Source organism: Gammaproteobacteria bacterium (assembly GCA_041395725.1).
In the GTDB taxonomy this organism is placed as follows: Bacteria; Pseudomonadota; Gammaproteobacteria; order Pseudomonadales; family Pseudohongiellaceae; genus NORP240.
Genome location: JAWKZW010000001.1, coordinates 2076631 through 2102068, shown reverse-complemented (window position 1 = coordinate 2102068; position 25438 = coordinate 2076631). Strand labels below are relative to the sequence as shown.

The window sequence follows — 25438 nt, the reverse complement described above, 5'->3', positions numbered from 1 at the left end:
AATTTACGCAATGAGTGAGCCGATCCAGCGACTTATCATCACCCCGGGGGAGCCGGCCGGTATCGGCCCGGACATCTGCATTCAGGTGGCACAGCAGCCGCCTGCTGATTGCGAACTTGTCGTGGTGGCGGACCCGCAACTGATGGCCGAGCGGGCCAGTCTGCTGGGCTTACCTCTGGAGCTGACACTGTTTGATCCGGTGGCTCCTCGCCAGGCCAGCAAACCAGGCAGGCTGCTGATTGCACCGGTGACTCTGCGTGCCCCCTGTGTTGTCGGCACGGCCGATGTGGCCAATGCGCCTTACGTACTGGAAACCCTGCAACTGGCGGTTACTCTGTGCCAGCAACACCAGGGCGATGCCTTCGTGACCGGCCCGGTGCATAAGGGCATTATCAATCAGGCAGGCATCCCCTTCTCCGGTCACACGGAGTTCCTGGCAGAGCTTTGCCAACAATCGCTTACGGTCATGATGCTGGCCACCGAAGGGCTTCGGGTAGCCCTGGTGACAACCCATCTGCCACTGGCGCAGGTACCTGAGGCCATCACCCCCGAGCGATTACGCAAGATCATCACCATTCTCGATGCTGACCTGCGCAGTAAGTTCGGCATCGCAAGGCCCCGCATCCTGGTCTGTGGACTCAACCCTCACGCCGGTGAAGGCGGACATCTGGGACGGGAGGAAATCGAAATCATTGAGCCGGTTCTCGAATCTCTGCGTACCAGGGGTATGACTCTTATCGGTCCCCTGCCAGCCGATACCCTGTTCACGGACAAGTACCTGGCCGATGCCGATGCGGTGCTTTCCATGTACCACGATCAGGGATTGCCGGTGTTGAAGTTCAAGGGCTTTGGCCGGGCCAGCAATATCACTCTGGGACTGCCCATCATCCGCACCTCAGTAGACCATGGCACCGCACTGGACCTGGCTGGTACCGGCGCCGCAGATTGCGGCAGCCTGTATCACGCCATCGCTACCGCACAACAGATGGTTCAGCAAAGTACTCAAGCCCGCGGCCGGTAAACAGCCGCTCGCAGTCCCTGACGGAGACCCCTTATCGTGAACAATCGCGCCAGACCAGATGCTTTTCGCCATACCCCGAGAAAGCGCTTTGGTCAGAACTTTCTCCATGACGAAACTGTAATCGAGCGGATAATAGATTCTATCGACCCGCAACCGCAGGATCATGTCGTAGAGATCGGCCCCGGCAAAGGCGCGCTGACCCGCCACCTGCTGCACAAATGTGGGAGACTGGATACTATCGAGCTGGACAGAGACCTGGTCGACTATCTCGCCAGAACCCTTCAGCAGGAAAAATATTTTCATATTCACCAGGGAGACGCACTGAAATTTGACCTCTCTCAGCTTACTGACCAGCCGCGATCGCTGCGGATTGTCGGGAATCTGCCGTATAACATATCCACGCCTGTTATCTTTCACCTGCTGCGACAACAAACCCTGATCAAGGATATGACTTTTATGCTGCAACTGGAGGTCGTCAATCGACTGGCGGCAGGCCTCGGAGACAACAACTACGGGCGCCTCGGCCTGATGGCGCAGTACTTCTGCAAAGTGGAACATTTATTCAACGTTCCCTCGGCGGCATTCACACCCAAACCCAAAGTGAGCTCGGCCATAGTCAGACTGACTCCTCACGACAATCCCCCGGTGACCGTAAAGGATGTGGAATGCCTGCAGAACGTGATCCGCACCGCCTTCACGCAACGCCGCAAGACCCTGAGAAACAGCCTGCGGAGTCTTGTCCCCGAAGAGACCTTGCAACAGCTGTCGCTGGATGTGACTTTACGGCCGGAAAATCTCAGTCTTGCTGACTACGCAAGAATTGCCGACAGCATCGCCGGACAACCTGTCGGCAATTGAGACCGGGGCAGAATCATCCACCGCGGGGGCGATACGGATAAGCAACCGGTGTGTGCACCGGTAGTGCTATACTTACGGCAGTTGCCTGCGCGTTCTAAATTCTGAATTTACCGGGCCCGAGGAAAACTTTGCACGGTAAGCTGTGCAGTAGAGTTCCCGTTAAACAATCCAGCTACGGAAGTATTAATGACCGTTTACGCCATCGGCGACATCCAGGGATGCTACAAACCCCTGAAGAAACTGCTCAAGCAGGTTGACTTCTGCCCCGGTCAGGACGAGCTCTGGTGTGTCGGTGATCTGATCAATCGAGGCCCGAAATCCCTCGACACATTGCGTTACCTGAGCGACATCGACGATTCCGTGCAGATCGTATTGGGTAATCACGACCTGCACTATCTGGCGATTTATTACGGCTGCATCGAAGCGCGCAACAAGGATACCCTGCAGAAGCTGCTGGATGCGCCGGACAGCCCGCAACTGGCCGAGTGGTTGCGCCAGAAGCCTCTGGTTCACTATGACAGCATGGAAACCTCGTTCGGCATTCAGAGCTATCTGATGCTCCACGCGGGTGTGGCGCCACAATGGACGCTGCAGAAAACCCTGGATTACGGCGCCGAAGTGGAATTGGCGCTGAAGGGAGACAACTTTCTCAAGTACCTGAGAAAAATGTACGGCGATCAGCCGGACTGCTGGAGCGATGATCTCACCGGCATGAAACGCCTGCGGGTAATCACCAATTACCTCACCCGGGTCCGTTTCTGCACGGCGGAAGGCAGGATGGACTTCAGCATCAAGGAAGGCCTGGCATTTACCCCGGCAGGATTCCGGCCCTGGTTCGATTTCGAACAGATCACACCAAAAGCCAATATCCTGTTCGGGCACTGGGCGGCACTGGAAGGTTTCACCGGTAAGGAGCACGTGCACGCCCTGGATACCGGCTGTGTCTGGGGTCGGGAGCTGACCATGATGCGCCTGGAAGACCACAAACTATTCAGCGTATAGGCCTATTCATGCAGGTATACCTGGTTGGCGGCGCAGTACGGGACAAACTTCTCGGCATTCCGGTCAAGGAACGGGACTGGGTGGTAGTGGGTGCCCGCGACAGAACGCTGTTGGATAAGGGCTATCGACGGGTGGGAAAGGATTTCCCGGTGTTTCTGCATCCACAAACCCATGAAGAATATGCCCTCGCCCGCAAAGAAACCAAAACCGGCCACGGTTATAAGGGATTCTCCTTCGAAGCTTCAGAGACTGTGTCTCTGGAAGAGGATCTGCTGCGCAGGGATCTGACCATCAATGCTATCGCGGAGGACTGCGACGGCAGACTGATCGATCCCTACGGTGGCAGGCAGGATCTGGAGGACCGTCTGCTGCGTCATGTCTCACCGGCTTTCAGCGAGGATCCGCTGCGCGTACTGCGGGTGGCGCGGTTTGCCGCCCGATTTGCGAAACTGGGTTTCAGGATTGCGGATGACACCCTGGCTCTCATGAAGCGTATGGTCGCGGCCGGCGAACTCGAACACCTGGTCAGCGAACGGGTGTGGCGGGAAATCGAGACCGCCCTGCAGGAATCCAGCCCGGTGACTTTTTTCCGCAGCCTGCGGGCCTGTGGTGCGCTGGCCGTGTTGCTGCCGGAAGTGGATTGTCTGTTTGGCGTGCCGCAACCGGAAAAATACCACCCGGAGATCGACACCGGCGAGCATGTCATGCTGGTGCTGGAACAGGCGACCCGCCTGACCGACGACCCGGTGGTGCGCTATGCCACCGTAGTGCACGATGTGGGCAAAGGTGTCACGCCGCGGGACAACTGGCCCCATCACTATCGCCATGAAACCCTGGGCCTGCCACTGATCAGGCAGATCAACACCCGCCTGCGGGTCCCAAGGGAGTACGGAGACCTGGCTCTGCTGGTGTGTGAGTACCACACCCGGATGCATGCTCTCAAAGAAATGCGCAGCGGCACCATTCTTGAGCTGTTAGAGGCACTTGACGCGTTTCGCCGCCCGCAACGCATGCAGCGCTTTCTGTTGGCCTGCGAGGCGGATTCCCGTGGCCGCACCGGGCTGGAGGATCAGGCCTATCCACAGCGGGATCTGCTGCTGGCCGCACAGCAGGCGGCCAGTTCGCTGAATGTGGCCGAACTGCTGGCCGGGCGCACCGGTGAGAGAGATCAGCCCGACACCATCAAGGGTCTGATCCACCAGCATCGCAGCGAGCTCATCAGCCTGAAACTGGGGAGAAACAAATGAACGAGACAGCCGTAGAACCGGTAGTCCTGATTACCGGTGCGGCAAAACGCATAGGATTGGCTATCACACAAAAATTCCATGAGCACGGTTATAAGGTGCTCGTGCATTGCAATGACTCGCTGCAGGAAGCGGGGCAGCTTGCCGGCCAGTTGAATCGATCACGTCAGAATTCTGCCATGGTGATACAGGCCAACCTCACCCGGGACCAGGAAGTGCTGACTCTGGCCAGGCAGGCCACGCTGGCATTCGGGCGCCTGGATGTCGTGGTAAACAACGCCTCCACATTTTATCCAACCCCCCTGGGGACGGTCACCAGCAGCAACTGGGATGAACTGACGGACAGCAATCTGCGCGGCGCCTTCTTTCTGTGCCAGGCGCTGGCTGATGAGATCCGTCAGAACCATGGCTCTATCGTCAATCTGCTTGACATCTATGCTGAACGGCCGCTCAAGAACTACCCTGTTTACAGCATTGCCAAGGCCGGCCTGCAGGCTATGACCAGGTCACTGGCGATTGAGCTGGCGCCTAACGTTCGCGTCAATGGTGTGGCTCCTGGCGCCATTCTCTGGCCAGAACACGAGCAGGACGAAACCGCCACTGCAGCCCAGCAGGCAGTTCTCGACCAGGTACCCCTGGGCACGACCGGCACGCCAGGGGATATTGCCGAAGCGGTTTTTTTCCTGGCAACCGGGGCCAGTTACATGACCGGTGAGGTCATCCGTGTCGACGGGGGTCGGCGGCTCAACCTCTAGCCCGGAAATTTCAGGGCTGGCCTCCTTTAAGCCGCCTGCGACTCAACCGGCGTTGTTCCAGTCAAACGGAACCGGCCACAGACGCTGGCTGTCTCCCTCATCCCGCTGAAACTGCTCCCATAGTTCGCGGTAGGATCTGCCGAGGGTGGGATGCAGCGCATCCGGGAGAAGGTCTGCCAATGGCTGTAACACGAAGGCGTAGCGGGTAATCTCCGAACGCGGCAGGCGCATGCCCGCCTGCTCGCCCCGCAGCTCACCGTAGGTGAGAATATCAACATCCAGCGTGCGGGCGGCGAAGCTGCCTGCTGAGTGATCCCTGCCCTGCTGCCGTTCCAGTTTTTTCAGCTCGCTGGCCAGATCTTCCAGCCTGGCATCCACTGTCATTGCCACCACCAGGTTGAGAAAGTTGGCGCCACTGAAGCCCACAGCCTCGCTTTCATAAACCGGGGAAGTTTTCAGATCGCCATAGAGCGAGCGCAGGGCATTGAGCGCCTGGCGAATATTGATCGCCGGCTCGATATTACTGCCGAGGCTGAGAGTGACCAGCGGCATTGTGTTCAGGCCCGGGCGCTGTAAGCAGTGCCAGCTCTCTGACCTCGCTCAATCAGCACACCGACTTCACGGGAGCCGGTAACCGCGCCCGGTTTGCCGAGCCTCAGCTTCAACCAGGGGACATTGAATTCCTGCATGACGATGCGGGCGAGTTCCTCTGCCAGTGTCTCGACCAGGAAAAACTCTGAACTCTCAACATAGGCGATCAGGCGCTTGGCGACCCGCTTGTAGTCCAGCGCCAGAGCGATATCGTCATCGCGGGCTGCCGGCCGAATATCGGTCGCCATCTCCAAGTCCAGCCTGATAACCTGTTTCTGCTCGCGCTCCCAGTCGTAGATACCGATGACGGTCTCAATTTCCAGATCGTGAATGTAAACTGTATCCATGGGTAAACCTTGTGCGGCGTGAATTTTAAGGCCCGGAGGCCGGCGGTGCCAGACTGTCCAGAGGCCAGCGGGGCCGGGCGTTTATCACCAGCGCATCCTGCTCACCGGCCATCAGGCGCTGGCAACCCACATAGGCGATCATGGCACCGTTGTCGGTGCAGAAGCGCGGCTTGGCGTAATATAACCGGCTGCCCAGCCCCTGAACCAACCGGCCGAGCCCCTCACGTAGTCGCAAGTTAGCACTTACCCCGCCGGCAATAACCAGGGTCTGCAGGCCGGTGTGCTCCAACGCGCGGCGACACTTGATAACAAAGGTGTTGACGACGGCTTCCTCGAAGGCCCGGGCGATATCCGCAGCAACCTGGCTGTCCAGTTGCCCGTCTGCGTCCCGCTGGTCCTCAATGGTATTGCGCACAAAGGTTTTCAGGCCGCTGAAACTGAAGTCCAGCCCCGGCCGATTGACCATCGGGCGTGGAAAATCGAATGCGCCGACAGTGCCCTGTTCTGCAAGAGCCGCCACTCTGGGCCCGCCCGGATAGGCCAGCCCGAGCATCTTGCCAACTTTATCGAACGCCTCCCCCGCCGCATCATCCAGGGACTCACCCAACAACTGATAACGACCGATTCCCTCCACCCGGACCAACTGGGTGTGTCCACCGGAAACCAGCAGGGCGACAAAGGGAAACGACGGGGGATCCTCTTCCAGCATCGGCGCCAGCAGATGCCCTTCCATATGGTGAACGCCCAGGGTGGGAATACCCAGGCCCATGCCCATGGCCCGGCCGATGGACGCTCCTACCAATAGCGCCCCGACCAGGCCAGGGCCAGCGGTGTAGGCGATACCATCCAGATCCTGGCGGCCGAGGCCGGCTTTCTCCAGTACCTCGTTGATCAGCGGTAATGTCTTACGCACATGGTCGCGGGACGCCAGCTCGGGGATCACACCGCCATAGCGGGCGTGAATCTCAACCTGGCTGTAAAGGCAGTCCGCCAACAGGCCCCGCTCGCTGTCATAAACAGCAACACCGGTCTCATCGCAGGAAGTTTCTATACCGAGGACTCTCATCAGGAGGCAAAGTGTATCCTGTTCTGGACGAGGCCAGCCAACACTATTCGAGGCAACCCACCAGGTAAGGTACACGGCGAATCGGGCAGAAACCGGCCATCGGCACCGTATCGCGGTCCAAAAGGACGGTTTTTTCTTTGCATTTGCCAGAGTGGGGCATTAATATATGCGGCCTTTCGAATTGGCGAAAACCAGAGTAGGTGTTTTATACATGCCACAAGTTAAGTTAAAAGAGAACGAGCCTTTTGACGTCGCCCTGCGACGCTTCAAGCGTTCCTGTGAGAAGGCCGGTATCCTGGCCGAGGTCCGGCGGCGGGAGTTTTACGAGAAGCCGACTTCTATCCGTAAGCGAAAAGCAGCGGCAGCGGTCAAGCGCCACCTTAAGAAAGTGCAGCGCGAGACTAAAAAAACCCAGCGCTTGTACTGATCGGGACAGCCCGGTGCCCCCTGGGTCACCGGCCCCGGCCACCCTCGCCAGACCAGCCTTAATCCAGCGGCCCGCCCCGGGCGGGTAGCGGAACGGCTAACAGTTGTCTTGAGCCGGGCCTGAGACCCGCATTGTCAGTCCTGCAGGAGCGATCATGGCAGACAGCGCACTGAAACAGCAGCTTACCGAAGCAATGAAATCCGCGATGCGTGCCAAGGACAAGGAGCGCCTCGGAACCCTGCGCCTGGCACTGTCAGAAGTCAAGAAAGTGGAAGTGGACGAGCGCATCGAACCCGATGACGCCCGCATTCTCTCTATCCTGGACAAGATGGTCAAACAGCGTCGGGAATCGGTACGCCAGTTTGAAGCCGGTGGACGCCAGGATCTCGCCGAGAAGGAAGCCCGCGAGATAGACGTATTGCAGGAGTTCCTGCCGGAAGCCCTGGATGAAGCCGAGCTGACCGCCCTCATTCAGACTGCCATTGCCGAAACCAAGGCCGAGTCCATGCGTGACATGGGTAAGGTCATGGCCCTGGTGAAGCCAAAGGTGCAGGGACGAGCCGACATGGGCGAAGTCAGCAAGCAGATCAAGAACCTGCTGGACTGACAGTCTCTGCCCCGGTCCCCGGGCAGCATTTCCACCATTCACACCCGCAGCGTTGCGCCGGTCCGATGAGTGAACTAGGATTTCAGCAAGGCCGCCGGGCAACCGCGCCGGTTGCTCATCGTCACCCCGGCAACGACATTTCCTTGATTTCTCTATGGCAGGACTGATCCCGCAAAGCTTCATCGACGACCTGCTCAATCGGGCGGATATAGTCGATGTCGTCGACAAGCGGGTGAAGCTGCGCAAGACCGGCAAGAACTATTCCGGACTGTGCCCTTTTCACCAGGAAAAATCCCCCTCTTTCAGCGTTGAGCCGGATAAACAGTTCTACTACTGTTTCGGCTGTGGCGTCGGCGGCAACGCAATTGGTTTCTTGATGAACTTCGACGGCCTGGATTTTCCCCAGGCCGTGGAGGCCCTGGCCGGCGAGTACGGCCTGGAAGTACCTCGGGAGGCAACCAGCCGGGCAGAACAGCAGCGGCAATCCCGGGCTGCGCAACTGCTGCAGCTGCTGGACCAGGCCAAGCATTTTTATCAGACCCGCCTGCGCCAGGACAGCAACCGCCAGGAGGCAATCGACTACCTGAAAACCAGAGGCCTGAGTGGCGCCATCGCCAGGGACTTCATGCTTGGCTATGCCCCGCCGGGCTGGGACAACCTGCTGTCAGCCCTTGGCACCACGGAAGAACAGCGTAAGCTGTTGCTCGAGGCCGGCCTCGTCGTCGAAAAAGAAAAACAAAACCGCTCTGATACGGACGAGCCTGCCGGGGACGGTGACAACCCTCACTACTACGATCGCTTCCGGAACCGCATCCTGTTTCCAATCCGCAACAGCCGCGGCCAGGTAGTCGGCTTTGGCGGCCGGGTGCTGAGCGATGAGAAACCCAAGTACCTGAACTCGCCGGAAACCGCAGTCTTCCACAAAGGCAGGGAGCTTTATGGTCTGTTTGAAGCCCGGCGTGCCAATCAGAAGCTGGAGCGCGCACTGGTCGTGGAAGGCTATATGGACGTTATAGCCCTGGCGCAATCCGGTATCAGCAATGCCGTGGCAACTCTGGGCACCGCCTGTAACGCCAATCACCTCAACCGGCTGTTCCGGCTGGTTAACGAGGTTATTTTCTGCTTTGACGGGGACGAGGCCGGCCGAGCCGCGGCGTGGCGGGCCCTGCAGGCCAGCATTCCGCTTATGGAGGATGGCCGCGAGATTAATTTCCTGTTCCTGCCGGAGGGAGAGGACCCGGACAGCCTGGTCAGGCAGATCGGCAAGGAACGCTTTCTCGAGCGCATGGACAACGCCATGCCGCTGGCGGACTTCTTCTTTGAAAAGCTGGCGGCGGACCTGGACCTGGAAGATATCGCCGACCGGGCCAGACTCGGGAAACTCGCGCGCCCCCTGCTGAGTCAGTTCCCGAAGGGCATCTACGGGGAGTTGATGCTGGATCGACTGGCAGCCCTGGTGGGTGTGAGCAAAGCCCAGCTTGACGGCCTGGCAGGAAATCAGCCCGCCGCCATACCGGAGCGCCCTGCCGACACTGCGCCTGGCCATGTACAGGACTGGCAGCAGCAAGGTTCCCGGTCCGCACCCAGGCCTGGAAATACCCCCATCAGCCAGAAAAAATCCTGGAGCCTGAAAGCGATCGAGCTGATTCTGGCCAAACCCGGGATTGCGCTGGAAATCGACCGGGATTTGTCCCAACTGGCGGAACTGGACGGCGAAAACTCCCGCATGCTGCTGGATCTCATTGAATTGGTGCGTAACACCCCCAATATAACCACCTATACGATGCTGGGGTACTTCTACGATTCCCCGGTCGGCAACCGGCTTACCCAACTGATGCGCGAAGAGAAAATAACCCCCACGGAGGGGATCAGCGAGGAATTCAGGCAGATAATTGACAGAATATTGTCAGATACCCAGAAGAAGTCGGACATTGACAGAACCCTTCAGGAACTGCGCGAAAAGCTGAGCCGTCCGGCAGGGCTGCCGGATTAAAACCGATGTAACCACTAGACCGGCTTGTGAGACCGCGCAGGCTGGCCCGAAGTAAATAGTTGATGAAACGGTCTAAACCAATAGGCACGCCAGCCAATAACCCAGTATAATGGCCGGCTGTTTTTCAGATGGACAGCCGCCCATCACCCAAATTTATACGTAACGCGAAGCCGGGAACCTAATGTCTGATACCAACACTCCGCAATCCAGTCTCAAATCTCTGATCGCCAAAGGAAAGGAGCAGAACTACCTGACCTACGCAGAGGTTAACGACCACCTGCCACAGTCGATTTCCGATCCGGATCAGGTCGAAGACATCATCCAGATGATCAACGACATGGGCATCAAGGTCTTCGAGACCGCACCCGATACCGATGCCCTGCTGATGGCCGAAGACGAAAACGAGGTCGGCACCGAAGACGAGGTGGCTGCGGCGGAAGCGGCAGCAGCCCTGGCAGCGGTTGAAAGCGAGGCCGGCCGCACCACGGACCCGGTACGCATGTATATGCGCGAGATGGGCACCGTGGAGTTGCTTACGCGCGAGGGCGAAATTGTCATCGCCAAACGCATCGAGGAAGGCATTCGCGAGCTGATGAAAGCCATGGCCCACTTCCCGGGTACCGTTGAACATGTGCTGAACGAATACGCCCTGGTGGAGTCGGAAGAGCGCCGCCTCAACGAGCTGATCACCGGCTACCAGGAGCCCAGCGACGATGACGACATCCCCCCGCCCGCCGCCAGCGAAGAGCCGGCCGTGGCTGAGTCCTCGAAGGACGACAGCGATGATGACGATGATGGGCTGGACACTGATGACGACGATGAGTCCGCATCCGGTCCTGACCCTGAGGAAGCTCGTATACGCTTTACCGAGCTGCGCAAGCAGTATGACAAGGCAGCTGCCACCGTAGCCAAACAGGGCAGAGGCAACAAGAAGTCAATCGAGGAGCTGGACAAGCTGGGCGACCTGTTCAAGTGCTTCAAACTGACACCGAAGCAGTTCGACCCCCTGCTGACCCATATCCGCGCCGTTCTGACGCGACTGCGTCGTCACGAGCGCAATATCATGACCTTGTGCGTGCGCAACGCAAAAATGCCCCGCAAGGTTTTTATCGAATCCTTTCCTGGCCACGAGATCGACGAAAAGTGGATCAACCAGCACATCAGTGCCGGCGAGGCGTATTCCGAACTGCTGGTGAACGTCAAGAACGACGTGATCCGGGCACAGCGGAAGCTGCGCATGATGGAAGAGGAAAATGGCCTCACTATCGCCGAAATCAAGGATATCAACCGTCAGATGTCCATTGGCGAAGCCAAGTCGCGACGCGCCAAGAAGGAAATGGTGGAGGCCAACCTGCGCTTGGTAATTTCCATCGCCAAGAAATACACCAACCGGGGCCTGCAATTCCTTGACCTGATCCAGGAAGGCAATATCGGCCTGATGAAGGCGGTGGACAAGTTTGAATACCGCCGTGGCTACAAGTTTTCAACCTATGCCACGTGGTGGATTCGTCAGGCGATTACCCGCTCTATCGCCGACCAGGCACGCACGATCCGGATTCCGGTGCACATGATCGAAACCATCAACAAGCTCAACCGTATCTCGCGCCAGATGGTGCATGAGAAAGGCCGTGACCCGACCCCCGAAGAACTGGGCGAGCGCATGGAAATGTCGGAAGAGAAGGTGCGCCGGGTGCTGAAAATCGCCAAGGAGCCCATCTCCATGGAAACTCCGATCGGCGATGATGAAGACTCCCACCTGGGCGATTTCATCGAAGATGCCACGGTCGATTCCCCGGTGGATGCGTCCATCGACGAAGGCCTGCGTGAAGCCACCAAGGAAGTTCTGGGCAGCCTTACAGCCCGCGAGGCCAAGGTACTGCGCATGCGCTTCGGCATCGACATGAATACGGATCACACCCTGGAAGAAGTCGGCAAGCAGTTCGACGTCACCCGGGAACGCATCCGGCAGATTGAAGCCAAAGCCCTGCGCAAGCTGCGTCACCCGACCCGCTCGGATCACCTGCGCAGCTTCCTGGACGAATAGCGCCGTCTCCAGTGCCAGCAGGAACAGCAGGCACGGATTAAAAGCACAAAAAAAGGGGCGCATCGAGCGCCCCTTTTTCGTTACTAGCCAACCGATCGCTCAGTTCGGCTCGATGTCCAGCGGTTTGTAGTAAGTACCTCCGGCACTTTCAATCCGGTCGCGCCGGGCCCGCCATTCGGGTCCTGCCGATCCGCCGTCCTCGTACTGCAGATCCTGGCGCAGATAGTTCCAGCTGGTGGGGTCCAGTTCCTGGGCCATGGTCCAGTACTGCTCCGCCTTCTGATCATTACCGTTGGTAAAGTAATGGGTTCCCAGAAGAAAGGCCGGCTGGGCACGCTCCGCGTCAGGAGTACGCTGTACGATGTTCTCCCGCACCCGGGTGCGGTCCCAGACATACTCACTGTCGGCTCCCCTGGCAACCCAGTCGCGCACTAAAGGCACGTAATCATTGGTTCCAAAAGCGCCGCCAGCATGCTCCTTGGCGTAAGTACCCTCGTTAATGCGGACAATATTGCCCTCCTCGTCGATCCACACGCCTGACGGGACATTCACCAGGTTGTACAGCGCACTGATGTAATGGTTTACATCGATAATGGCCGTGTACGTTACCTTGCCATCGTCATAAATCGGACCAGCGGCTGCTTCGCCACCGGAATCCTGGGCTACTGAAATAATTTCGAAATTCTGATCTTTGAGTTCGTCGTAAATCACCTGCCACACGGGCACGTCAAGTCGACATCCTCACCACGAGGCCCAGGTCAGCAGCAGGACCTTTTTCCCTCGAAAATCGGAAAGGCGAACCGGATTTCCATCGCGGTCAGGCAATTCAAAATCCGGCGCCTTACCACCGCGCAGAAAGCTCTGTCGCTTGACCGGCATTTCACCAAAACTCCAGATGGCATCGTCATAGTCCGCCACGTAAGACTGCCGTACCTTGTCCGCCAGCTCAGTCACGTTGAACCAGCCCTGACCCTGACGGGTGATGAACATCTCGCTGTCGCGATCCTGCAGCACGGGAATACAGATTGCTTCGAAGCAGGCTCCCTCCGGCTTCAATTCGAAATCATTGATACGCGTCAGATCTGCCGGTTTCACCCAAAGATCCGTGGCATCGGGCAGCGTTTCCTGCAGCTCGACGATACGATCGCCATACAGCACTGTCACCGCCTGTGCACTCGCCAGCGAGCTGCACAGCGACAGCACCAGCAGCGCCGCTATTCTGTGGATTAAAGTCAACGTTTATCTCCTCTATTGGACGCCGCAGGTGGATGAAATGGGGGCAGGCTCAATGAACTGAATTGGGCGTCCTAGCCCGTATCTTAACCTGATTCAGGGTGGCCCGCACTTGAACATCAGGCAGAACAGCGCATCACGGGCACGAAACCAGCTGCCGGCCCCTGCTCGTGGATGCTGCCATCATCACGTCAGGCATGTTGGCAAGACCCCGGGTGGCGCATATAATGCGCGTCTTGGTTTTTCCGATGTTACCCGACTGACTCATTCTCAAGCCATGAAGAATCATGGTCTGCCATGACCAGGCTTTTCCCTCAGCCTGGCATGGTGAGTCGATCGAGCTTTCCTGGTTACAGACAACGGCGCAGTCATCAGCCCGCCTCTGAGAATAAGGAAGTCGTGCAACAGCGAGAATACCTTTGGTGAGTCTTGCGAATACGTATTAACGAATGCGCTGACACTGTTGCCAATAGTATGGCTGACAGCATCGCCACCACCCGCAGCATCGAGGGGCCTGTAGCTCAGTTGGTTAGAGCAGCGGACTCATAATCCGTTGGTCGAAGGTTCGAGTCCTTCCAGGCCCACCAATAAAATCAATGTATTAAAGATACTTCACGCTTTACCGCAGCCCCACAAGCAAGCGTAATCGTTGGTGATAAGGAATGGCGTCAGATTACGGAAACCATTGGATATTCGTGGAATCAAGTTGCCACTGTCTGCAGTACCATTACTAGTGCTTGTACCGGTTCGTTGGGCACGGCGAGTCCGGTGGATTTCACTGATTGGACTCGGGCGTCAGCCACTTATGTAGATTCACTTTTTGACCATTTTATTCTCGGTACGGTAAATGATTTAGATAATGTACCAACCCCGGACTACGGCCTGCTTATTCTTACTCCCCTTGCCTCTTCCAGACGGCGTAATGGCTGCCCGGTGCTTGCTGATAGGAGCGAACACCTCTTGAAACCGGTTCAGGTTCACCCTGGGCTTGGGTACCAGCGCAGCCAGTCTTGCCGGAAAGTCCAGGGGCCCGAAGATCACATGGGTGGTGCCGTTGCGAAACGGTGTATTTAATTCGTAGCGCACTTTGCCACTGGGAGTAAGTGACAGGAGCTGTTCCGAAATGGCGGGCCTGGCACTGTTGCGGCACAGCCTCTCCACTTTATTTGTGTTGACGCGCTTTAGCTGCAATGCCGGCGTGCAGGCTGAAGCCATTGAGAATCGCCACCCTGGCATTACCCGGGGATTCTTCCGGTTGCGGTGGAATGGTCTAGGCAGAACACCTTACGGCCCATCTGCGGGCCTACTGCGATCCGGTAGGCGACCGAGTGGCTGTAAATGTCCTGCAGGGGATCTACCTCCACTCCGTCCGGGGTCAGGTAGTTATTATCTTCGTTCCGCTCCAAGATGCCGCGCCGCTCCAGGAAACGGGCCACCCGCTGACTGGCTCTATCGTTATTCAGACCCAACCTAGTCGCAAACTTCAATGAAGGCCCTTCCAATGTTGTTGCCGGCCAGGATCTGGCAGAAGTTAAGAACTACTTGTTTATTGTGCAACAGTTCAAGGCAGATATGGTTGAATTGAAACCGAGGTCGTTCAACATGGGAAGTTCCAGTGGTTTGCCTATCGAACAGCCAGTACACCGGGTCGACATGGCTCGCCTCACTATTTCGAAGTATGAAGTGACTTTTTCTCAATGGGATATCTTTGTGCAGTCGGGAGGTCGCAACAGACTACCTGACGATGAAGGGTGGAGGCGCGGCCGTAAACCTGTAATAAACATCAGCTACGCTGAGATAGAGCGTGTGTTTATTCCCTGACTTAACAGTCTGTCTGAACTTGAGTTCCGCCTACTCCCTGAAGCCGAATGGGAGTATGCGACAAGGTCTGATACGGTCTCCGAGTACAGCTGGGGTGATCTGTATGTCGATGGGCGGGCAGATTGCTCAACTGCATGCGATGATCAGTTTCGAACCACCTCTCCTGTTAGAAGCTTTGATGCAAATTCTTTCGGCCTTTACGATATGCACGACAATATGCGGGAATGGACCGCAGATTGTTAAAACGACTCCTATGCCGGAGCTCCAGCAGATGGCTCCGCCTGGGTTACTGGAAACTGCAGTAGACGAGTTACCAGAGGCGGTTCATGGGGAAGCGATGCTGTAGACTTAAGGTCAACTGCGCGCACTTTGTTTGACGCTGGCGTCTCGTACTACAGCCTGGGTTGCAGGCTCGTGCTGCAAAAATAACCGCAGGACTGAGAAGATAAAGGTCGGGAAGAGAAATTAAGAAGTGAAGTGAAGTGAAGTGAAGGTAAAATAACAGAAGTGAAAAGAACCGCGACTGTTATTCATCCGAATAATAATCAGCAGGATAGAAATAAACCGGATAAAAAAAGGGCGCTGGATGCGCCCCTGAAGTCTAAGGTCAATGTCACGATCAATATCTAGCAGTTTCTGTTCGTAACGTCCTCACACGCATCTTCAATAGCATTGCCCGCATCGTTGGCGGCATCACTTACACGGTCCGCGGCGTCACGGGCAGAATCTTCTACCTGATAAGCAGCCTCATCGATCTGTTCACCAAACCGTTCCGCGGGACCTTCTTCCTCGCAAGCGATCAGGGCAACAGGGATTGTCAGTGTCATTAAAATTCTAAGTATCATTTCTATCTCCTAACGTTTGTAACAAAATCAAATATTCGCTGCTGACTCAGATCGGTTATACGGGCGGGCGGCCTCGTATAGCTCTGGCGATGAGAGAAATCAGCAACAGCACGATGAAAATCATAAACAACAACTGAGCTATTCCGGCAGAGGCTCCTGCGATTCCGCTAAAACCCAGCACGCCCGCAATAATCGCAAAGATAAAAAAAGTAAGTACCCAACCTAACATTATTTCCTCCTGGGACAATAATCCCTTTGGTAGTAAGTTTAACTTTCACAACTTTCACTATAGTTGTTGCGAGAACCGTGCCAGGATAGTGAAAACTTTAAAAATAACCATTTTTCATTGAGTTAGTTGCTGGTGCGGTTAATCAGAGGGTTGTTATTGGGTTGGGCGAGGAAATATTTACAGAAGGGCCTGCAATATTTTCAAGAATCCCGCGCAGGATTTACAGCGTCGCTTTCGGAATGCAGGGTATTCGCGAAGTAGAGTGTGCGATGCGGAAACGGTATCTCAATATTGCTGTCGTCAAACGCTTGCTTGATCCGTTTGTTATACTCCCTGCCGACCAGCCATTTATCGTGTGGCTGAGTCTTGATCCTGGCTCTGATGACAACGGCGCTATCGTCAAGTTTATCTACGCCCAGTATTTCCAGCGGTTCAAGAATCTTGTCTTTCAGCTTGTCGTTATTCTGAATGTCATCGTCTACCGATTTAAGACACTCAATGACCTTGTCGGTGTTTTCGCTATAGCCAACACCGATATCCATCAGGTAATAGCTGTATTCCTTGGTCAGGTTCTCCACTACCGAAATATCGCTATGAGGCACGGTATAAACCGTACCGTCCAGACCGCGCAGCTGTATTTTGCGTAGCGTGATTTTTTCCACCAGCCCAACTTTATCTGCCAGGCGTGCGACGTCACCCACCTGAATCAGATCTTCCAATACAATCGTAAAGCCGATCAGAAAGTCTTTTACCAATGTCTGAGCACCGAATCCTACGGCTATGCCCAAAACGCCTGCGCCTGCCAGTATCGGCCATATGTCCAGTCCCAGCTCCGCAAGCAGCACCATGACAAAAAGAATTGAGACAATGAAGAACAGGAAATTCCTGGCTACTGGCAACAGCGTATCGACCCTGGATTTGTCGACGCTGGAGACCGTCTTCATGCCATATTCCAGGCCGGCGTTTATGAGCTCCCAGCTTCCTATAACGATCAACAGCAGTAGCAGGAACACCGCAATTGATTCGGCCACGTTCGTGCCCCAACTGGGAAAAACCACTTGTCCGTCTGAAGAGGTGATGATCGAATAGACCGTATAGGTGAAAACTACCAGAGCTGCCAGATAGCCTGCCAGGCGCTGACCTGTGAAGAGCAGTCCCAGCCTGTTGCGGCTGAGTCCGTAGCGCTCTCTGACCCCTGCCAGGGGCTTTTCCAGTGCTCGAGAGATCCAGTTGTTCAGCAGTACGAAAATCAGGCAGGATAGTGTTACTGCTGTAATCAATATACCCTTGCCGACCAGATTTCCATCGAGCCCCAATCTGTTTATCAGGCGGATGTATGATCCCAGCAGGCTGCTGCTTGTATCGGAAATATCGAGGGTCTCACTCAACGAAAACGTGAAGTTTTCATCGTCTTCCACTTCGATCAGTGTGCGCAGGTTTTCGACAAACTGCTGCCTGGCGGTCGGACTTTCCAAAGTGACTATCAGCTGCCTGATCCGATGGACTGCTATGCTCTCGATACGTTCGCTGCTTGCTGCATCTTCGTTGGTTTCTCTACCTGATTCACTTTCACGGGTTTCGCTACCCTGCTCCGTGGTACCATTCGAACTCCGGGTTGCCTGTTCGGCGCCGAGGGCCACATGTGCAGCCGGCAGCATCAGCAGTAGTGTTAACCACAATGTTGCCGGCTTTAACCTATTGATCAATCGCATACTGATTTATTTGCTGTAAGGTATCCTGATAGCTGGTAATAAATGTTGAGCCATGAATGATCGCAGCTTCTGCGTGTACTCTGGCTCTGGCGTATTCGCCGAGCTGCAGATAAACATGGGCCAGGTTATTATGGGCGGGGGCCAAAGTCGGGCGCTGTTGTAACAGCTGAACCAGCTGTAATCTGGCATCAGCATATTCCTGCCGTTCAATGTAGAGATTGGCCAGGCCCATTCCGAGTAGCTGATGACCGGGCCAGCGGCGTAACGCCGTTTTGAACGCCTCTACTACGCTATCTTCGCCGTTAAAACTATGTTCAAAGTCAACCAGGCTGGCAAAGTAAGCATCCGGATTCGCTGTCTCTGGCAATTCCCCGGGATTGAGGGCGACGATTGCCCAGTGATCCGCACGGCCCCAGGTTCTTTCAAAGGTTTTGATTTTCATCTCATGATCCTCAATCGTACCCGAGTTGAGAATCAGTGTGCCCGCTTCCAGGTCGTATCCTTTGACCACTGCAAAGTGCCAGACTGGCCAGCGCCGCAGGCCAAGATTCTGGAACACGATAACAGGATTGCCCGCGTCTATCTCGATTAGGATGTCTTTCAGTAAAGGTTCGAGCGCATAGGTAACACGACCTGTAGAGCGCGCAGCGGCAACAACTTCAAGCTGAAAGGTACCTTGCCTTTCGGGTAGATACATGAATCTTTCCAGTTCCGCCGGCGTCGTGAGCCTGTCGTTGTGGCTTAGCACGGTTGCCAATGCGGCCGGGCCGCACTGATAACGCTCCTGGGGGAAAAAGGGAAGATCGCTGATCATCGCGCTCACGGGTATTGAACGCGGGTTCTCAGAAAGCAGCGCCTCTGACTGAGGGGCTGACCGGCAGGCAGCCAGACTCAGCCAGAGAGTGAGCAGCAGGGAAAATCTGATGGCGGATTGGCTCATTATACAGCCGGAAAAATATCCGTCACGCCGGCGACGTCCAGCAGAATGAAGATTACCAGCAGGCTGATAACCACACCTAAAACTCCTTCGCCTGCTGGCATTGAATCCATTCCCTCATACAATTCCATGACTTCCTGGTCCGTAAGATTATCGATTCGCTGATCGACGTCGGCATGGCTCACGCCCAGTTCCAGCATCTTCTCCCGGACTTCATCACGCGCGATGTAGTTCTTCACTTCATTGCGTACCTTCTCAACTTCCTGTTGTGCGGAAAGTTGTTCCGTAGATACCAGGTCAGCGCTGGCCGACATGGAGACAGTGGTAGTGAAAAGACTGAGTGCCAGCAGCATCGCGATTTTTTTGAGGCCGCCTTGCAGATTGTTGTTAAACATAGTGTTACTCCTGAAGTAGATTCCAATGGCTTCCGAGAACGAATCTCCAGATGCTGACTGTAGGGAGAGCAAGCCTCGTGCCAGAAACGGAAGGCGGCTACAAAGGCGCGCCAAATGGAGCGAATGCGCAATTGTCATAGCGGGATAATCACTTCTGCAGATTAAAATAACGTCCAACACTGAAATTCTTACCAGCACATCATGTAGTTTTTTCCGCTGACTGTCCGGAAGGTGACTCACACGAAGCTTGTCGAGCTCTCCTTGTGTAGCAGCCATGGGCGTTAAGCGTGGGCGATTACCCTGGGCACAGTAATTGCAACCACTGATTGGCAGATCATTCTATCTGCATGTAGCAGTTCGGAATCAGGTAAATTTGTGGAGGCACGATGAAGAAGAAACAGTCCAATAAAATCAGTTTATGCCGCGATATGGCCATCGCGGCAGGTCTGCTGGCTGGAATTGTCATGTTGCATGTGATTCGCCCCGAGTCAGCGGGAACAGATGAAGTGACAGAAAACGGCATTGAGACGGTGCCTGTCAGGACCAGCGAGATTCCTGCCGGTGTGGATCGACTGAGCTACGTGCAATCAGCATTCCCTAAAATTTCGAGCTGGGATGCTGGTCAGATTCGTCCGTTGCTGGCAACACCAACCAAAAACAGCCTGCCCGGCAAGGAGCTGACGGAAGTCGTGGAAACGCTTGAGCACAATCTCGGCGTGCTGGAGTCTTACACGTTGCCGATTCAGCGTGACATCGAAGCGTGGTCTGCTGACTCGATGCTGGTCACTTATGAATTTACTGCCAGTTTCAGCAAAGGGGAGGCTGACGTAACCTTGCAGCTGTTGGACCAGGACGGTGAATTCGGCTTGCTGGCGTTCAATATAACGGTTATAGGCAAAGGCGAAAATTTGAGTTAACCGTATGGTTTGATTTACCAAGCCAGCTGTTGTATCCGCCTTATTGTGGTTGCGTTATTGTAGGGCAGGGTCAGGCTGTTTTAGTCTCAGGTCCGACCTGAAACCGGTAAGTGATGTTACCCGTGAAAGTCAGGTCTAATCAGTATCTTGCCCACTATTTCTCTCCGCCAACCTGTTCAACCTATCGAGGGTTTTTTTTACATGATTCTCGATATCTTTCAGTTCCTCACGAATACCGGTTTCATCAAGATCTTCAAGACTGTTTCTGGCCAGCTCAAGTAAGCCATTTTCTGTTGCAATACATCTTGCCACGGTGGATTTCAATGGATCTTCGGAAATCGCGGTTTCCAGCCGGGCCCCGAACCCCAGGGCAGTGGCAGAATCATCGTTTCCATCTGAAGGGAGCTGTCCCATGTCCAGGAGACACTGTTTAAGACCCTTAATGTGTCTGGACCTTTCAGATACGATGTCGTCTATGGTCTCGCGAACGGTTTCAAGCTCGGGGAATTCGGCCACCATTTCGTACAGATTCCTGGCATCGATCAGTGATGCTGACAGTTGGTGTATATTGGCTTCGCTATCGCTGCGTAGAATATTCATAACGATTCTCCCTTTATCACTTCAGAAACCTACAGTTACATATTGCCGGCTATTACTTCGAGTAAAGACGGGCAATTTTTGAAGCATGCCGGTGTGGTTCCGATGTTCTCGCCATCAATGACGATGCTCATTGGCCTTTTTGTTGCCACTTCGAAATGCTGAGCGCTTTTGTAGTTAACATGGTCTGTATAACGAACAAGTCCTATGCGCAATGTCAGTGCCAGGAAAAAGAACTTCCACCACGGGAATCGCTCAAGGCAGAACAGGCGCAGGTTGTCGTCATAGAGGCTGGCGGACTGGTCGACCAGGTGCCCGCCGCCAAAAAAACGGCCATTGGCAACTGCGACATGCATGACCCGAAAGGTTTGCTGCCAGTCGTGGCTTTCGACCTTAACGGCGAATCGTTTGTTTCGCCGGAATGCGGCTAGAACGGAAATCGGGTAAGCGAGCACCCCCGCCAGGCTTTTGAGGCCGGGATCCAGTTGTTCTGATGCGCTGGCTCCAAGTCCGATGTGTGCGGCATTCAAGAAGTAGTTGCCGTTGACGCTTCCAACACTTACCTGTTTTCTTTTGTCTCTGACAATCGCTTCAGCCGCTTTTTCGATATCGGTGCCGATTCCTATCGATCGGGCGAAGTCATTGCCGGTTCCAGTGGGCAGTACCCCCAACGGGCGTCGCGCCTTGATTACCGGTTCCAGGGCAGTATTGACAGTGCCATCGCCTCCCATGACGGTAATAAGATCAACGGAGGACTGGTATCTGTTAATCAACTGCGCGACTTCCTGTGCGCTATGCGTGATCTGGCAGTTGACTGTAATTCCGGCAGATTCGAGTGTCTCGATGGCGCTGGTCAGCACAGTAGAATCTGCACGACTGCTGTTTTCATTTACCAGTAGTAACGTGTTCGACACCATAACTGTCAGCCGCTTGCCAGAGATTGAATTTGGAAAAAAAGAAAGGTTGGTGCCGTTATCGGCACCAACCTCAAGGCGTCATGCGGCTTATTGAGTACTGGCTACCACAAGTTGATTGATAACTTCCACAACGTCGCCAGTGTTGATGGCTATTTCTTCCGCCAGCTGCTTTTCTGCGGCGGAGGAAACCTCGCCTTCCAGAGTTACAACATCATTTTCCGTCATCACCGAAATCTCCAGTCCTTCTGTTTCAGAATTAGCCAGAAGTTTGGCCTTCACAGAGGCCGTGGTCGTAGCGTCATCAGCCCAGCGCATGAAATTGTTGCTTGCAACCGCCAGTTGATCCCGGCTTTGTTCGATGAATCCTTCGCCTTCGCGCACGACAATTTCGTTCTGTACCTTGGTGACACCTTCGACACCCAGTGCAAGTTCGCCTGCCAGTGCTTTATCGATGTCTGAATCGACGGTACCGGACAATATGACATCGCCGTGACTGACATCAGTGTCGATGGTGAATGGATTCAGTTCGCGGTTCAGCGTAAAAACTGTTTCGATTTTCCCGGTCAGCCAGGCATCGTAAGCTGCGCCTTCAAATCGGCTGTCCGCATGGTCAGCCAGCGCATTGCCTGAGAATGACAGGGCCATGGTTGTAAAAATTGCAGGTATGATACGTAAATTGTTCCTGATCATTGCGCTTCTCCTCTATTAAAAACTGCTAATACGTTAATGTGGATAGCCACAGTGAATTAAGTTGCAATCGTCATGCCAGGGAAGATTTTGATAATTCACCAAGGGGTGAGATTCGGTCAATTTTTCGGCACCATCAGCAGCGAACGAGCGCTATCAACCCCGACTTTCAATGACAGCAACCAGTTCGTCAAACAACTGCAAGCGCTTTGCGATCAGCTTGCAACAAACAAGTATCGGTACACTCAAAAGCACGCCGATAGCTCCCCAGAGCCAGGCCCAGATAAACACCCATACAATCATTACAAGTGGATTCAGTCGCATGTTGCGGCCCAGAAAAATCGGCGTTACAACCTGTGCTTCAACGTTGTCCAGTATAAAAAACACCGCCACGGGCAAAATTGCATACCACTCGAAGCCGTACTGCACCAGACCCGCGATAAGTAGCAGGCATGAGCTGACCAGGGACCCTACGTAGGGCGCAAAATTCAATAAACCACAGACAACTCCCCAGAGCAGCGCGTCTTCCACCCCGATCAGTGTCAGGGCTCCAGCGGTGGCCGCTCCCAGAGCAAAATTGATCAAACTGATAGTCAGTACGTAGCGTGAGAGCTTGCCGCGAATGTCTTCGAACAGATCCATCACGTCTGACTCCATTCGCTTCGAGTGCCGGGCATAGGTCTGCAGCAAGTCCGGTCCGAATATTAAAAGGAACAAAATCAGAATCGTCACGGTCAACATCTGAACTAACGCAATGGGTGTAGCACTCAATAGGTAAATCAACACCTCCATGCCTACCTGTTCAAGCTGATCGCTGAAGTCGAGTCCATTGTCGCTCTCGGTAACCTGTTGCTGTGGTTGGTTTCCAAAAACCCGCGCGAAAAGACCCCGTTCCTCGACAGGTAATTCAGCTTCCTCCGACTCAGTATCCGTTTCATTTCCTGTCACTTTTTCAGAGATTGTCTCGATCTGCTCACCCAACGCGGCGGAGAATTCAGGCAAAGCCTGAGCCCACTTCTGGAATGGCCCTGCCAGTTCAATCGTCAGCAGCGTGATACTACCGAATACGGCGACAAGCACGATCACTGACGATATGGAGCGTGGCACCATGGCACTTTTTAACAAAGTGACTAGCGGACTGAGTAGCAAAGCAATCAGCAATGCCAGCACCAGCGGAATCAGTAGGGATTTTGCAAAATAGAGCGTATAGAGTGTGGCGAGGACCAGCAGAAACCTCAGCACATTGGTCGATGTAAAAGTCATTCGGGTTGCAGCCATGTCAGCACGCCTTGTTGTTTTCCGTATATCGTCCTGCTGTTGCAACATACGTACCAGCGCACCAACGCAACACGCGCACTATCGAAACATTGGCGACGTGCGTACCGGCGTGTCAGGTTACATTGGCTTCAAGCTGCAGATAGCGAGCGGCGGTCGCCATGGACGAGAGGCTGGCAATCTTCTTATCCTGCTCCTTGCCTGCAGCAATCCAGCCAGTAAATTTTACGTGATCGATGTAAATCTGACATTACGGAACGGCTCCCGCAACAGGGCACCGGGGTAATGACAGCCAACTGAAGCCAACGACTTATTGCTCGTGCTAGACTCTCGTTCTGAGTAGGAATATGGGTTGGACTGGACTATGGCAGATGTCTTGCTGGTAGATGACGATAAGACTTTCACCGATGCGACAGCAGAGCTTTTGGGATTGCTCGGGCATAAGGTGACCATAGCGGAATCGGTCGAGAGTGCGAGATCAATTCTGCAGGCACAGGAATTTGACAGGATTCTGCTGGACCTGATGCTGCCGGATGGTAGCGGGTTTCACCTGCTGGATGACATACCGCAGAATACCGGAACGACGCAGGTGACAATTATTACCGGTCATCCGTCGATCAAATCGCGGGTCAGTGAACTGGTCGGTGATAACGTGAATTACCTGGTTAAACCAATCAGGCTGGAACAACTGGAAGCCCTGTTCGGGGATCGGGAATCCACCCCCAGCAATCCCGGTGTTACCCGACACTTTGATGCGCTGATCGGCGAAACCGACAGCATGCACGAGCTGTATCGGCAGATTGAGCAGGTGGCCCGGACGCAAGCCAATGTAATGCTGGTGGGTGAGAGCGGCGTGGGCAAGGAAGTGTTCGCCCAGGCAATTCATAACGCTTCTGCCGCCACAGGAAAACTGGTCGCATGTAATTGTGGCGCGTTTCCTGCAGAGCTTATCGGTAGTGAACTATTTGGACATGAGAAGGGGGCGTTCACGGGAGCGGCAGGTCGTAAGGCCGGTGTGTTCGAACAGGCACAGGACGGCACGCTGTTTCTCGATGAGATAACCGAGATGCCACTGTCTCAACAGCCTAATCTGCTTAGAGTACTCGAAACCTCCACAGTCACTAGGCTGGGAGCCAGCGACGTGCTGCCGGTGAATTGTCGGGTTATTTCCGCGACCAACCGCAGTCCTGATCAAATAGCAAAGGATCACTCGCTTCGCGAAGACATCTATTTCAGGTTGGCGGTGTTTCCAATGACCATCCCGCCGCTGAGAGATCGGCAGGACGATATCCCGCTGCTGGTGGATGACTATCTTAGTTCGCTGAACAAGGAGCAGAACAGCAACATTGAGCTGACCGATGAAGGTCTGCAACGCCTTCTGGATTACGACTGGCCCGGCAATGTTCGGGAGCTGCGTCACTTGATTCACAGATCCTTTATTCTCAGTGATCCGGAGAGCAGTGTACTCGAACTGCCTAAGCAGTTTTCCTCTCCTTTTTCGAATCGTGATTCCGCGGATGCGTCCGATACGCTGGTTGGCAAGACTATCGAAGAAGTGGAACGCAAACTTATCATGGATACCCTGGAGTGTTTCGAAAACAATAAGACCCGGGCTGCGGAAGCGCTGGGTGTAAGTATCAAGACCCTTTACAACAGGTTGAATTCCTATGAGTCAGATGAGCGCGAAGCCAAGGGGGGGCAGTGACTGATAAACAGAGTGCCGACGACATTTGCAAACTGGTTCACGACAGCAAGGCCTGTCTCAACTCGATTTCGATGAATGCCGAACTGGTCAAAGTGGTAACGACCCGGGGCCACGATCCTCAGAAAGTGTCCCGGCTTATGGACGTGATAATCAGACAATGCCAGCAGTGCAGTGAAATACTTGAAGATTATCGAGCAGCAGGCAGGAGCTAGG

26 protein-coding genes, 1 tRNA gene and 1 pseudogene are annotated in these 25438 nt (G+C 54.8%); 14 read left to right on the top strand and 14 right to left on the bottom strand.

The window, feature by feature from the left end:
* Nucleotides 1-10: 10 nt before the first annotated feature.
* From pdxA to R3F50_09275, 5 genes are all read left to right on the top strand, one after another.
* Nucleotides 11-1021 (top strand): 4-hydroxythreonine-4-phosphate dehydrogenase PdxA, encoded by a 1011-nt coding sequence (gene pdxA / locus R3F50_09295; GenBank protein ID MEZ5490497.1) that lies wholly within the window; start codon nucleotides 11-13, stop codon nucleotides 1019-1021.
* 36 nt (nucleotides 1022-1057) lie between these two features.
* A complete protein-coding gene (gene rsmA / locus R3F50_09290) occupies nucleotides 1058-1879 on the top strand; it encodes a 16S rRNA (adenine(1518)-N(6)/adenine(1519)-N(6))-dimethyltransferase RsmA (protein MEZ5490496.1) in 822 nt (273 codons plus the stop codon).
* Between the two features lie 186 nt (nucleotides 1880-2065).
* Nucleotides 2066-2881: a symmetrical bis(5'-nucleosyl)-tetraphosphatase gene (locus R3F50_09285; protein ID MEZ5490495.1), complete on the top strand. Its 816-nt coding sequence runs from the start codon at nucleotides 2066-2068 to the stop codon at nucleotides 2879-2881.
* Nucleotides 2882-2889: 8 nt separating this feature from the next.
* Nucleotides 2890-4128, top strand: a complete 1239-nt coding sequence (locus R3F50_09280; GenBank protein ID MEZ5490494.1) for a multifunctional CCA addition/repair protein — start codon at nucleotides 2890-2892, stop codon at nucleotides 4126-4128.
* The gene (locus R3F50_09275; GenBank protein ID MEZ5490493.1) at nucleotides 4125-4880 is read left to right on the top strand and encodes a pteridine reductase; all 756 of its coding nucleotides are present in this window, start codon (nucleotides 4125-4127) and stop codon (nucleotides 4878-4880) included. Before R3F50_09280 ends, R3F50_09275 begins: the two co-directional genes overlap by 4 nt.
* A gap of 42 nt (nucleotides 4881-4922) precedes the next feature.
* On the opposite strand, the gene folK is transcribed toward R3F50_09275, so the two are convergent.
* From folK to tsaD, 3 genes are read right to left on the bottom strand one after another with little or no spacing between them, the layout of a single operon-like run.
* Entirely contained in the window at nucleotides 4923-5432 is a 510-nt protein-coding gene (gene folK, locus R3F50_09270; GenBank protein ID MEZ5490492.1) for a 2-amino-4-hydroxy-6-hydroxymethyldihydropteridine diphosphokinase, read from the bottom strand.
* A gap of 5 nt (nucleotides 5433-5437) precedes the next feature.
* On the bottom strand, nucleotides 5438-5818 hold the full coding sequence (folB, locus tag R3F50_09265) for a dihydroneopterin aldolase (GenBank protein MEZ5490491.1): 381 nt from the start codon (nucleotides 5816-5818) through the stop codon (nucleotides 5438-5440).
* Between the two features lie 25 nt (nucleotides 5819-5843).
* Entirely contained in the window at nucleotides 5844-6884 is a 1041-nt protein-coding gene (tsaD, locus tag R3F50_09260) for a tRNA (adenosine(37)-N6)-threonylcarbamoyltransferase complex transferase subunit TsaD (protein ID MEZ5490490.1), read from the bottom strand.
* A gap of 211 nt (nucleotides 6885-7095) precedes the next feature.
* Between tsaD and rpsU the strand changes: the two genes are divergently transcribed.
* The 4 genes from rpsU (at nucleotide 7096) to rpoD (ending at nucleotide 11955) form a co-directional block, all read left to right on the top strand.
* A complete protein-coding gene (rpsU, locus tag R3F50_09255; protein MEZ5490489.1) occupies nucleotides 7096-7311 on the top strand; it encodes a 30S ribosomal protein S21 in 216 nt (71 codons plus the stop codon).
* 154 nt (nucleotides 7312-7465) lie between these two features.
* Entirely contained in the window at nucleotides 7466-7918 is a 453-nt protein-coding gene (locus R3F50_09250; protein MEZ5490488.1) for a GatB/YqeY domain-containing protein, read from the top strand.
* 154 nt (nucleotides 7919-8072) lie between these two features.
* Nucleotides 8073-9911, top strand: coding sequence for a DNA primase (dnaG, locus tag R3F50_09245; protein ID MEZ5490487.1), 1839 nt, complete (start codon nucleotides 8073-8075; stop codon nucleotides 9909-9911).
* A 181-nt stretch (nucleotides 9912-10092) separates the two neighbouring features.
* Nucleotides 10093-11955, top strand: coding sequence for an RNA polymerase sigma factor RpoD (gene rpoD, locus R3F50_09240; protein ID MEZ5490486.1), 1863 nt, complete (start codon nucleotides 10093-10095; stop codon nucleotides 11953-11955).
* Nucleotides 11956-12054: 99 nt separating this feature from the next.
* On the opposite strand, the gene R3F50_09235 is transcribed toward rpoD, so the two are convergent.
* Nucleotides 12055-13182, bottom strand: coding sequence for a TlpA disulfide reductase family protein (locus R3F50_09235; GenBank protein ID MEZ5490485.1), 1128 nt, complete (start codon nucleotides 13180-13182; stop codon nucleotides 12055-12057).
* A 516-nt stretch (nucleotides 13183-13698) separates the two neighbouring features.
* Here R3F50_09235 and R3F50_09230 point away from each other — a divergent pair.
* Nucleotides 13699-13775, top strand: a tRNA-Ile gene (locus tag R3F50_09230).
* A 313-nt stretch (nucleotides 13776-14088) separates the two neighbouring features.
* Here R3F50_09230 and R3F50_09225 read toward each other — a convergent pair.
* From R3F50_09225 to R3F50_09200, 6 genes and pseudogenes are all read right to left on the bottom strand, one after another.
* Nucleotides 14089-14633, bottom strand: a pseudogene (locus R3F50_09225) (transposase).
* A 1002-nt stretch (nucleotides 14634-15635) separates the two neighbouring features.
* Nucleotides 15636-15854 (bottom strand): hypothetical protein, encoded by a 219-nt coding sequence (locus R3F50_09220; protein MEZ5490484.1) that lies wholly within the window; start codon nucleotides 15852-15854, stop codon nucleotides 15636-15638.
* A gap of 55 nt (nucleotides 15855-15909) precedes the next feature.
* Nucleotides 15910-16083 carry a DUF1328 domain-containing protein gene (locus R3F50_09215; protein ID MEZ5490483.1) on the bottom strand — a complete coding sequence of 58 codons (174 nt, stop codon included), beginning with the start codon at nucleotides 16081-16083 and terminating at the stop codon, nucleotides 15910-15912.
* Between the two features lie 200 nt (nucleotides 16084-16283).
* A complete protein-coding gene (locus R3F50_09210; GenBank protein ID MEZ5490482.1) occupies nucleotides 16284-17795 on the bottom strand; it encodes a mechanosensitive ion channel family protein in 1512 nt (503 codons plus the stop codon).
* Nucleotides 17779-18735 carry a PA2778 family cysteine peptidase gene (locus R3F50_09205; protein ID MEZ5490481.1) on the bottom strand — a complete coding sequence of 319 codons (957 nt, stop codon included), beginning with the start codon at nucleotides 18733-18735 and terminating at the stop codon, nucleotides 17779-17781. The genes R3F50_09210 and R3F50_09205 overlap by 17 nt, the downstream gene beginning before the upstream one ends.
* Nucleotides 18735-19127, bottom strand: a complete 393-nt coding sequence (locus R3F50_09200) for a PA2779 family protein (GenBank protein MEZ5490480.1) — start codon at nucleotides 19125-19127, stop codon at nucleotides 18735-18737. The genes R3F50_09205 and R3F50_09200 overlap by 1 nt, the downstream gene beginning before the upstream one ends.
* Before the next feature lie 386 nt (nucleotides 19128-19513).
* Between R3F50_09200 and R3F50_09195 the strand changes: the two genes are divergently transcribed.
* Nucleotides 19514-20044 (top strand): hypothetical protein, encoded by a 531-nt coding sequence (locus R3F50_09195; GenBank protein ID MEZ5490479.1) that lies wholly within the window; start codon nucleotides 19514-19516, stop codon nucleotides 20042-20044.
* Between the two features lie 135 nt (nucleotides 20045-20179).
* Here the strand turns inward: R3F50_09195 and R3F50_09190 are convergent, their stop codons facing one another.
* From R3F50_09190 to R3F50_09175, 4 genes are all read right to left on the bottom strand, one after another.
* Nucleotides 20180-20644, bottom strand: a complete 465-nt coding sequence (locus tag R3F50_09190; GenBank protein MEZ5490478.1) for a hypothetical protein — start codon at nucleotides 20642-20644, stop codon at nucleotides 20180-20182.
* Between the two features lie 35 nt (nucleotides 20645-20679).
* On the bottom strand, nucleotides 20680-21558 hold the full coding sequence (locus R3F50_09185) for a YegS/Rv2252/BmrU family lipid kinase (GenBank protein MEZ5490477.1): 879 nt from the start codon (nucleotides 21556-21558) through the stop codon (nucleotides 20680-20682).
* Nucleotides 21559-21645: 87 nt separating this feature from the next.
* Nucleotides 21646-22248, bottom strand: coding sequence for a BON domain-containing protein (locus R3F50_09180; GenBank protein MEZ5490476.1), 603 nt, complete (start codon nucleotides 22246-22248; stop codon nucleotides 21646-21648).
* A gap of 153 nt (nucleotides 22249-22401) precedes the next feature.
* Nucleotides 22402-23523: an AI-2E family transporter gene (locus R3F50_09175; GenBank protein ID MEZ5490475.1), complete on the bottom strand. Its 1122-nt coding sequence runs from the start codon at nucleotides 23521-23523 to the stop codon at nucleotides 22402-22404.
* Here R3F50_09175 and R3F50_09170 point away from each other — a divergent pair.
* The 3 genes from R3F50_09170 (at nucleotide 23522) to R3F50_09160 (ending at nucleotide 25437) form a co-directional block, all read left to right on the top strand.
* Nucleotides 23522-23806, top strand: a complete 285-nt coding sequence (locus tag R3F50_09170) for a hypothetical protein (protein ID MEZ5490474.1) — start codon at nucleotides 23522-23524, stop codon at nucleotides 23804-23806. The genes R3F50_09175 and R3F50_09170 overlap by 2 nt on opposite strands.
* 78 nt (nucleotides 23807-23884) lie before the next feature.
* Nucleotides 23885-25225 (top strand): sigma-54 dependent transcriptional regulator, encoded by a 1341-nt coding sequence (locus tag R3F50_09165; protein ID MEZ5490473.1) that lies wholly within the window; start codon nucleotides 23885-23887, stop codon nucleotides 25223-25225.
* On the top strand, nucleotides 25222-25437 hold the full coding sequence (locus R3F50_09160; GenBank protein ID MEZ5490472.1) for a histidine kinase: 216 nt from the start codon (nucleotides 25222-25224) through the stop codon (nucleotides 25435-25437). Before R3F50_09165 ends, R3F50_09160 begins: the two co-directional genes overlap by 4 nt.
* The last annotated feature ends 1 nt before the right edge of the window (nucleotide 25438 follow it).

Excerpts from the sequence above, each read along its gene's own strand:
- pdxA (MEZ5490497.1), top strand. The coding sequence starts at position 11 with ATGAGTGAGCCGATCCAGCGACTTATCATCACCCCGGGGGAGCCGGCC.
- R3F50_09285 (MEZ5490495.1), top strand. The coding sequence starts at position 2,066 with ATGACCGTTTACGCCATCGGCGACATCCAGGGATGCTACAAACCCCTG.
- R3F50_09280 (MEZ5490494.1), top strand. The coding sequence starts at position 2,890 with ATGCAGGTATACCTGGTTGGCGGCGCAGTACGGGACAAACTTCTCGGC.
- R3F50_09275 (MEZ5490493.1), top strand. The coding sequence starts at position 4,125 with ATGAACGAGACAGCCGTAGAACCGGTAGTCCTGATTACCGGTGCGGCA.
- folK (MEZ5490492.1), bottom strand. The coding sequence starts at position 5,432 with ATGCCGCTGGTCACTCTCAGCCTCGGCAGTAATATCGAGCCGGCGATC.
- folB (MEZ5490491.1), bottom strand. The coding sequence starts at position 5,818 with ATGGATACAGTTTACATTCACGATCTGGAAATTGAGACCGTCATCGGT.
- tsaD (MEZ5490490.1), bottom strand. The coding sequence starts at position 6,884 with ATGAGAGTCCTCGGTATAGAAACTTCCTGCGATGAGACCGGTGTTGCT.
- rpsU (MEZ5490489.1), top strand. The coding sequence starts at position 7,096 with ATGCCACAAGTTAAGTTAAAAGAGAACGAGCCTTTTGACGTCGCCCTG.
- R3F50_09250 (MEZ5490488.1), top strand. The coding sequence starts at position 7,466 with ATGGCAGACAGCGCACTGAAACAGCAGCTTACCGAAGCAATGAAATCC.
- dnaG (MEZ5490487.1), top strand. The coding sequence starts at position 8,073 with ATGGCAGGACTGATCCCGCAAAGCTTCATCGACGACCTGCTCAATCGG.
- rpoD (MEZ5490486.1), top strand. The coding sequence starts at position 10,093 with ATGTCTGATACCAACACTCCGCAATCCAGTCTCAAATCTCTGATCGCC.
- R3F50_09220 (MEZ5490484.1), bottom strand. The coding sequence starts at position 15,854 with ATGATACTTAGAATTTTAATGACACTGACAATCCCTGTTGCCCTGATC.
- R3F50_09215 (MEZ5490483.1), bottom strand. The coding sequence starts at position 16,083 with ATGTTAGGTTGGGTACTTACTTTTTTTATCTTTGCGATTATTGCGGGC.
- R3F50_09210 (MEZ5490482.1), bottom strand. The coding sequence starts at position 17,795 with ATGCGATTGATCAATAGGTTAAAGCCGGCAACATTGTGGTTAACACTA.
- R3F50_09205 (MEZ5490481.1), bottom strand. The coding sequence starts at position 18,735 with ATGAGCCAATCCGCCATCAGATTTTCCCTGCTGCTCACTCTCTGGCTG.
- R3F50_09200 (MEZ5490480.1), bottom strand. The coding sequence starts at position 19,127 with ATGTTTAACAACAATCTGCAAGGCGGCCTCAAAAAAATCGCGATGCTG.
- R3F50_09195 (MEZ5490479.1), top strand. The coding sequence starts at position 19,514 with ATGAAGAAGAAACAGTCCAATAAAATCAGTTTATGCCGCGATATGGCC.
- R3F50_09190 (MEZ5490478.1), bottom strand. The coding sequence starts at position 20,644 with ATGAATATTCTACGCAGCGATAGCGAAGCCAATATACACCAACTGTCA.
- R3F50_09185 (MEZ5490477.1), bottom strand. The coding sequence starts at position 21,558 with ATGGTGTCGAACACGTTACTACTGGTAAATGAAAACAGCAGTCGTGCA.
- R3F50_09180 (MEZ5490476.1), bottom strand. The coding sequence starts at position 22,248 with ATGATCAGGAACAATTTACGTATCATACCTGCAATTTTTACAACCATG.
- R3F50_09170 (MEZ5490474.1), top strand. The coding sequence starts at position 23,522 with ATGTCAGCACGCCTTGTTGTTTTCCGTATATCGTCCTGCTGTTGCAAC.
- R3F50_09175 (MEZ5490475.1), bottom strand. The coding sequence starts at position 23,523 with ATGGCTGCAACCCGAATGACTTTTACATCGACCAATGTGCTGAGGTTT.
- R3F50_09165 (MEZ5490473.1), top strand. The coding sequence starts at position 23,885 with ATGGCAGATGTCTTGCTGGTAGATGACGATAAGACTTTCACCGATGCG.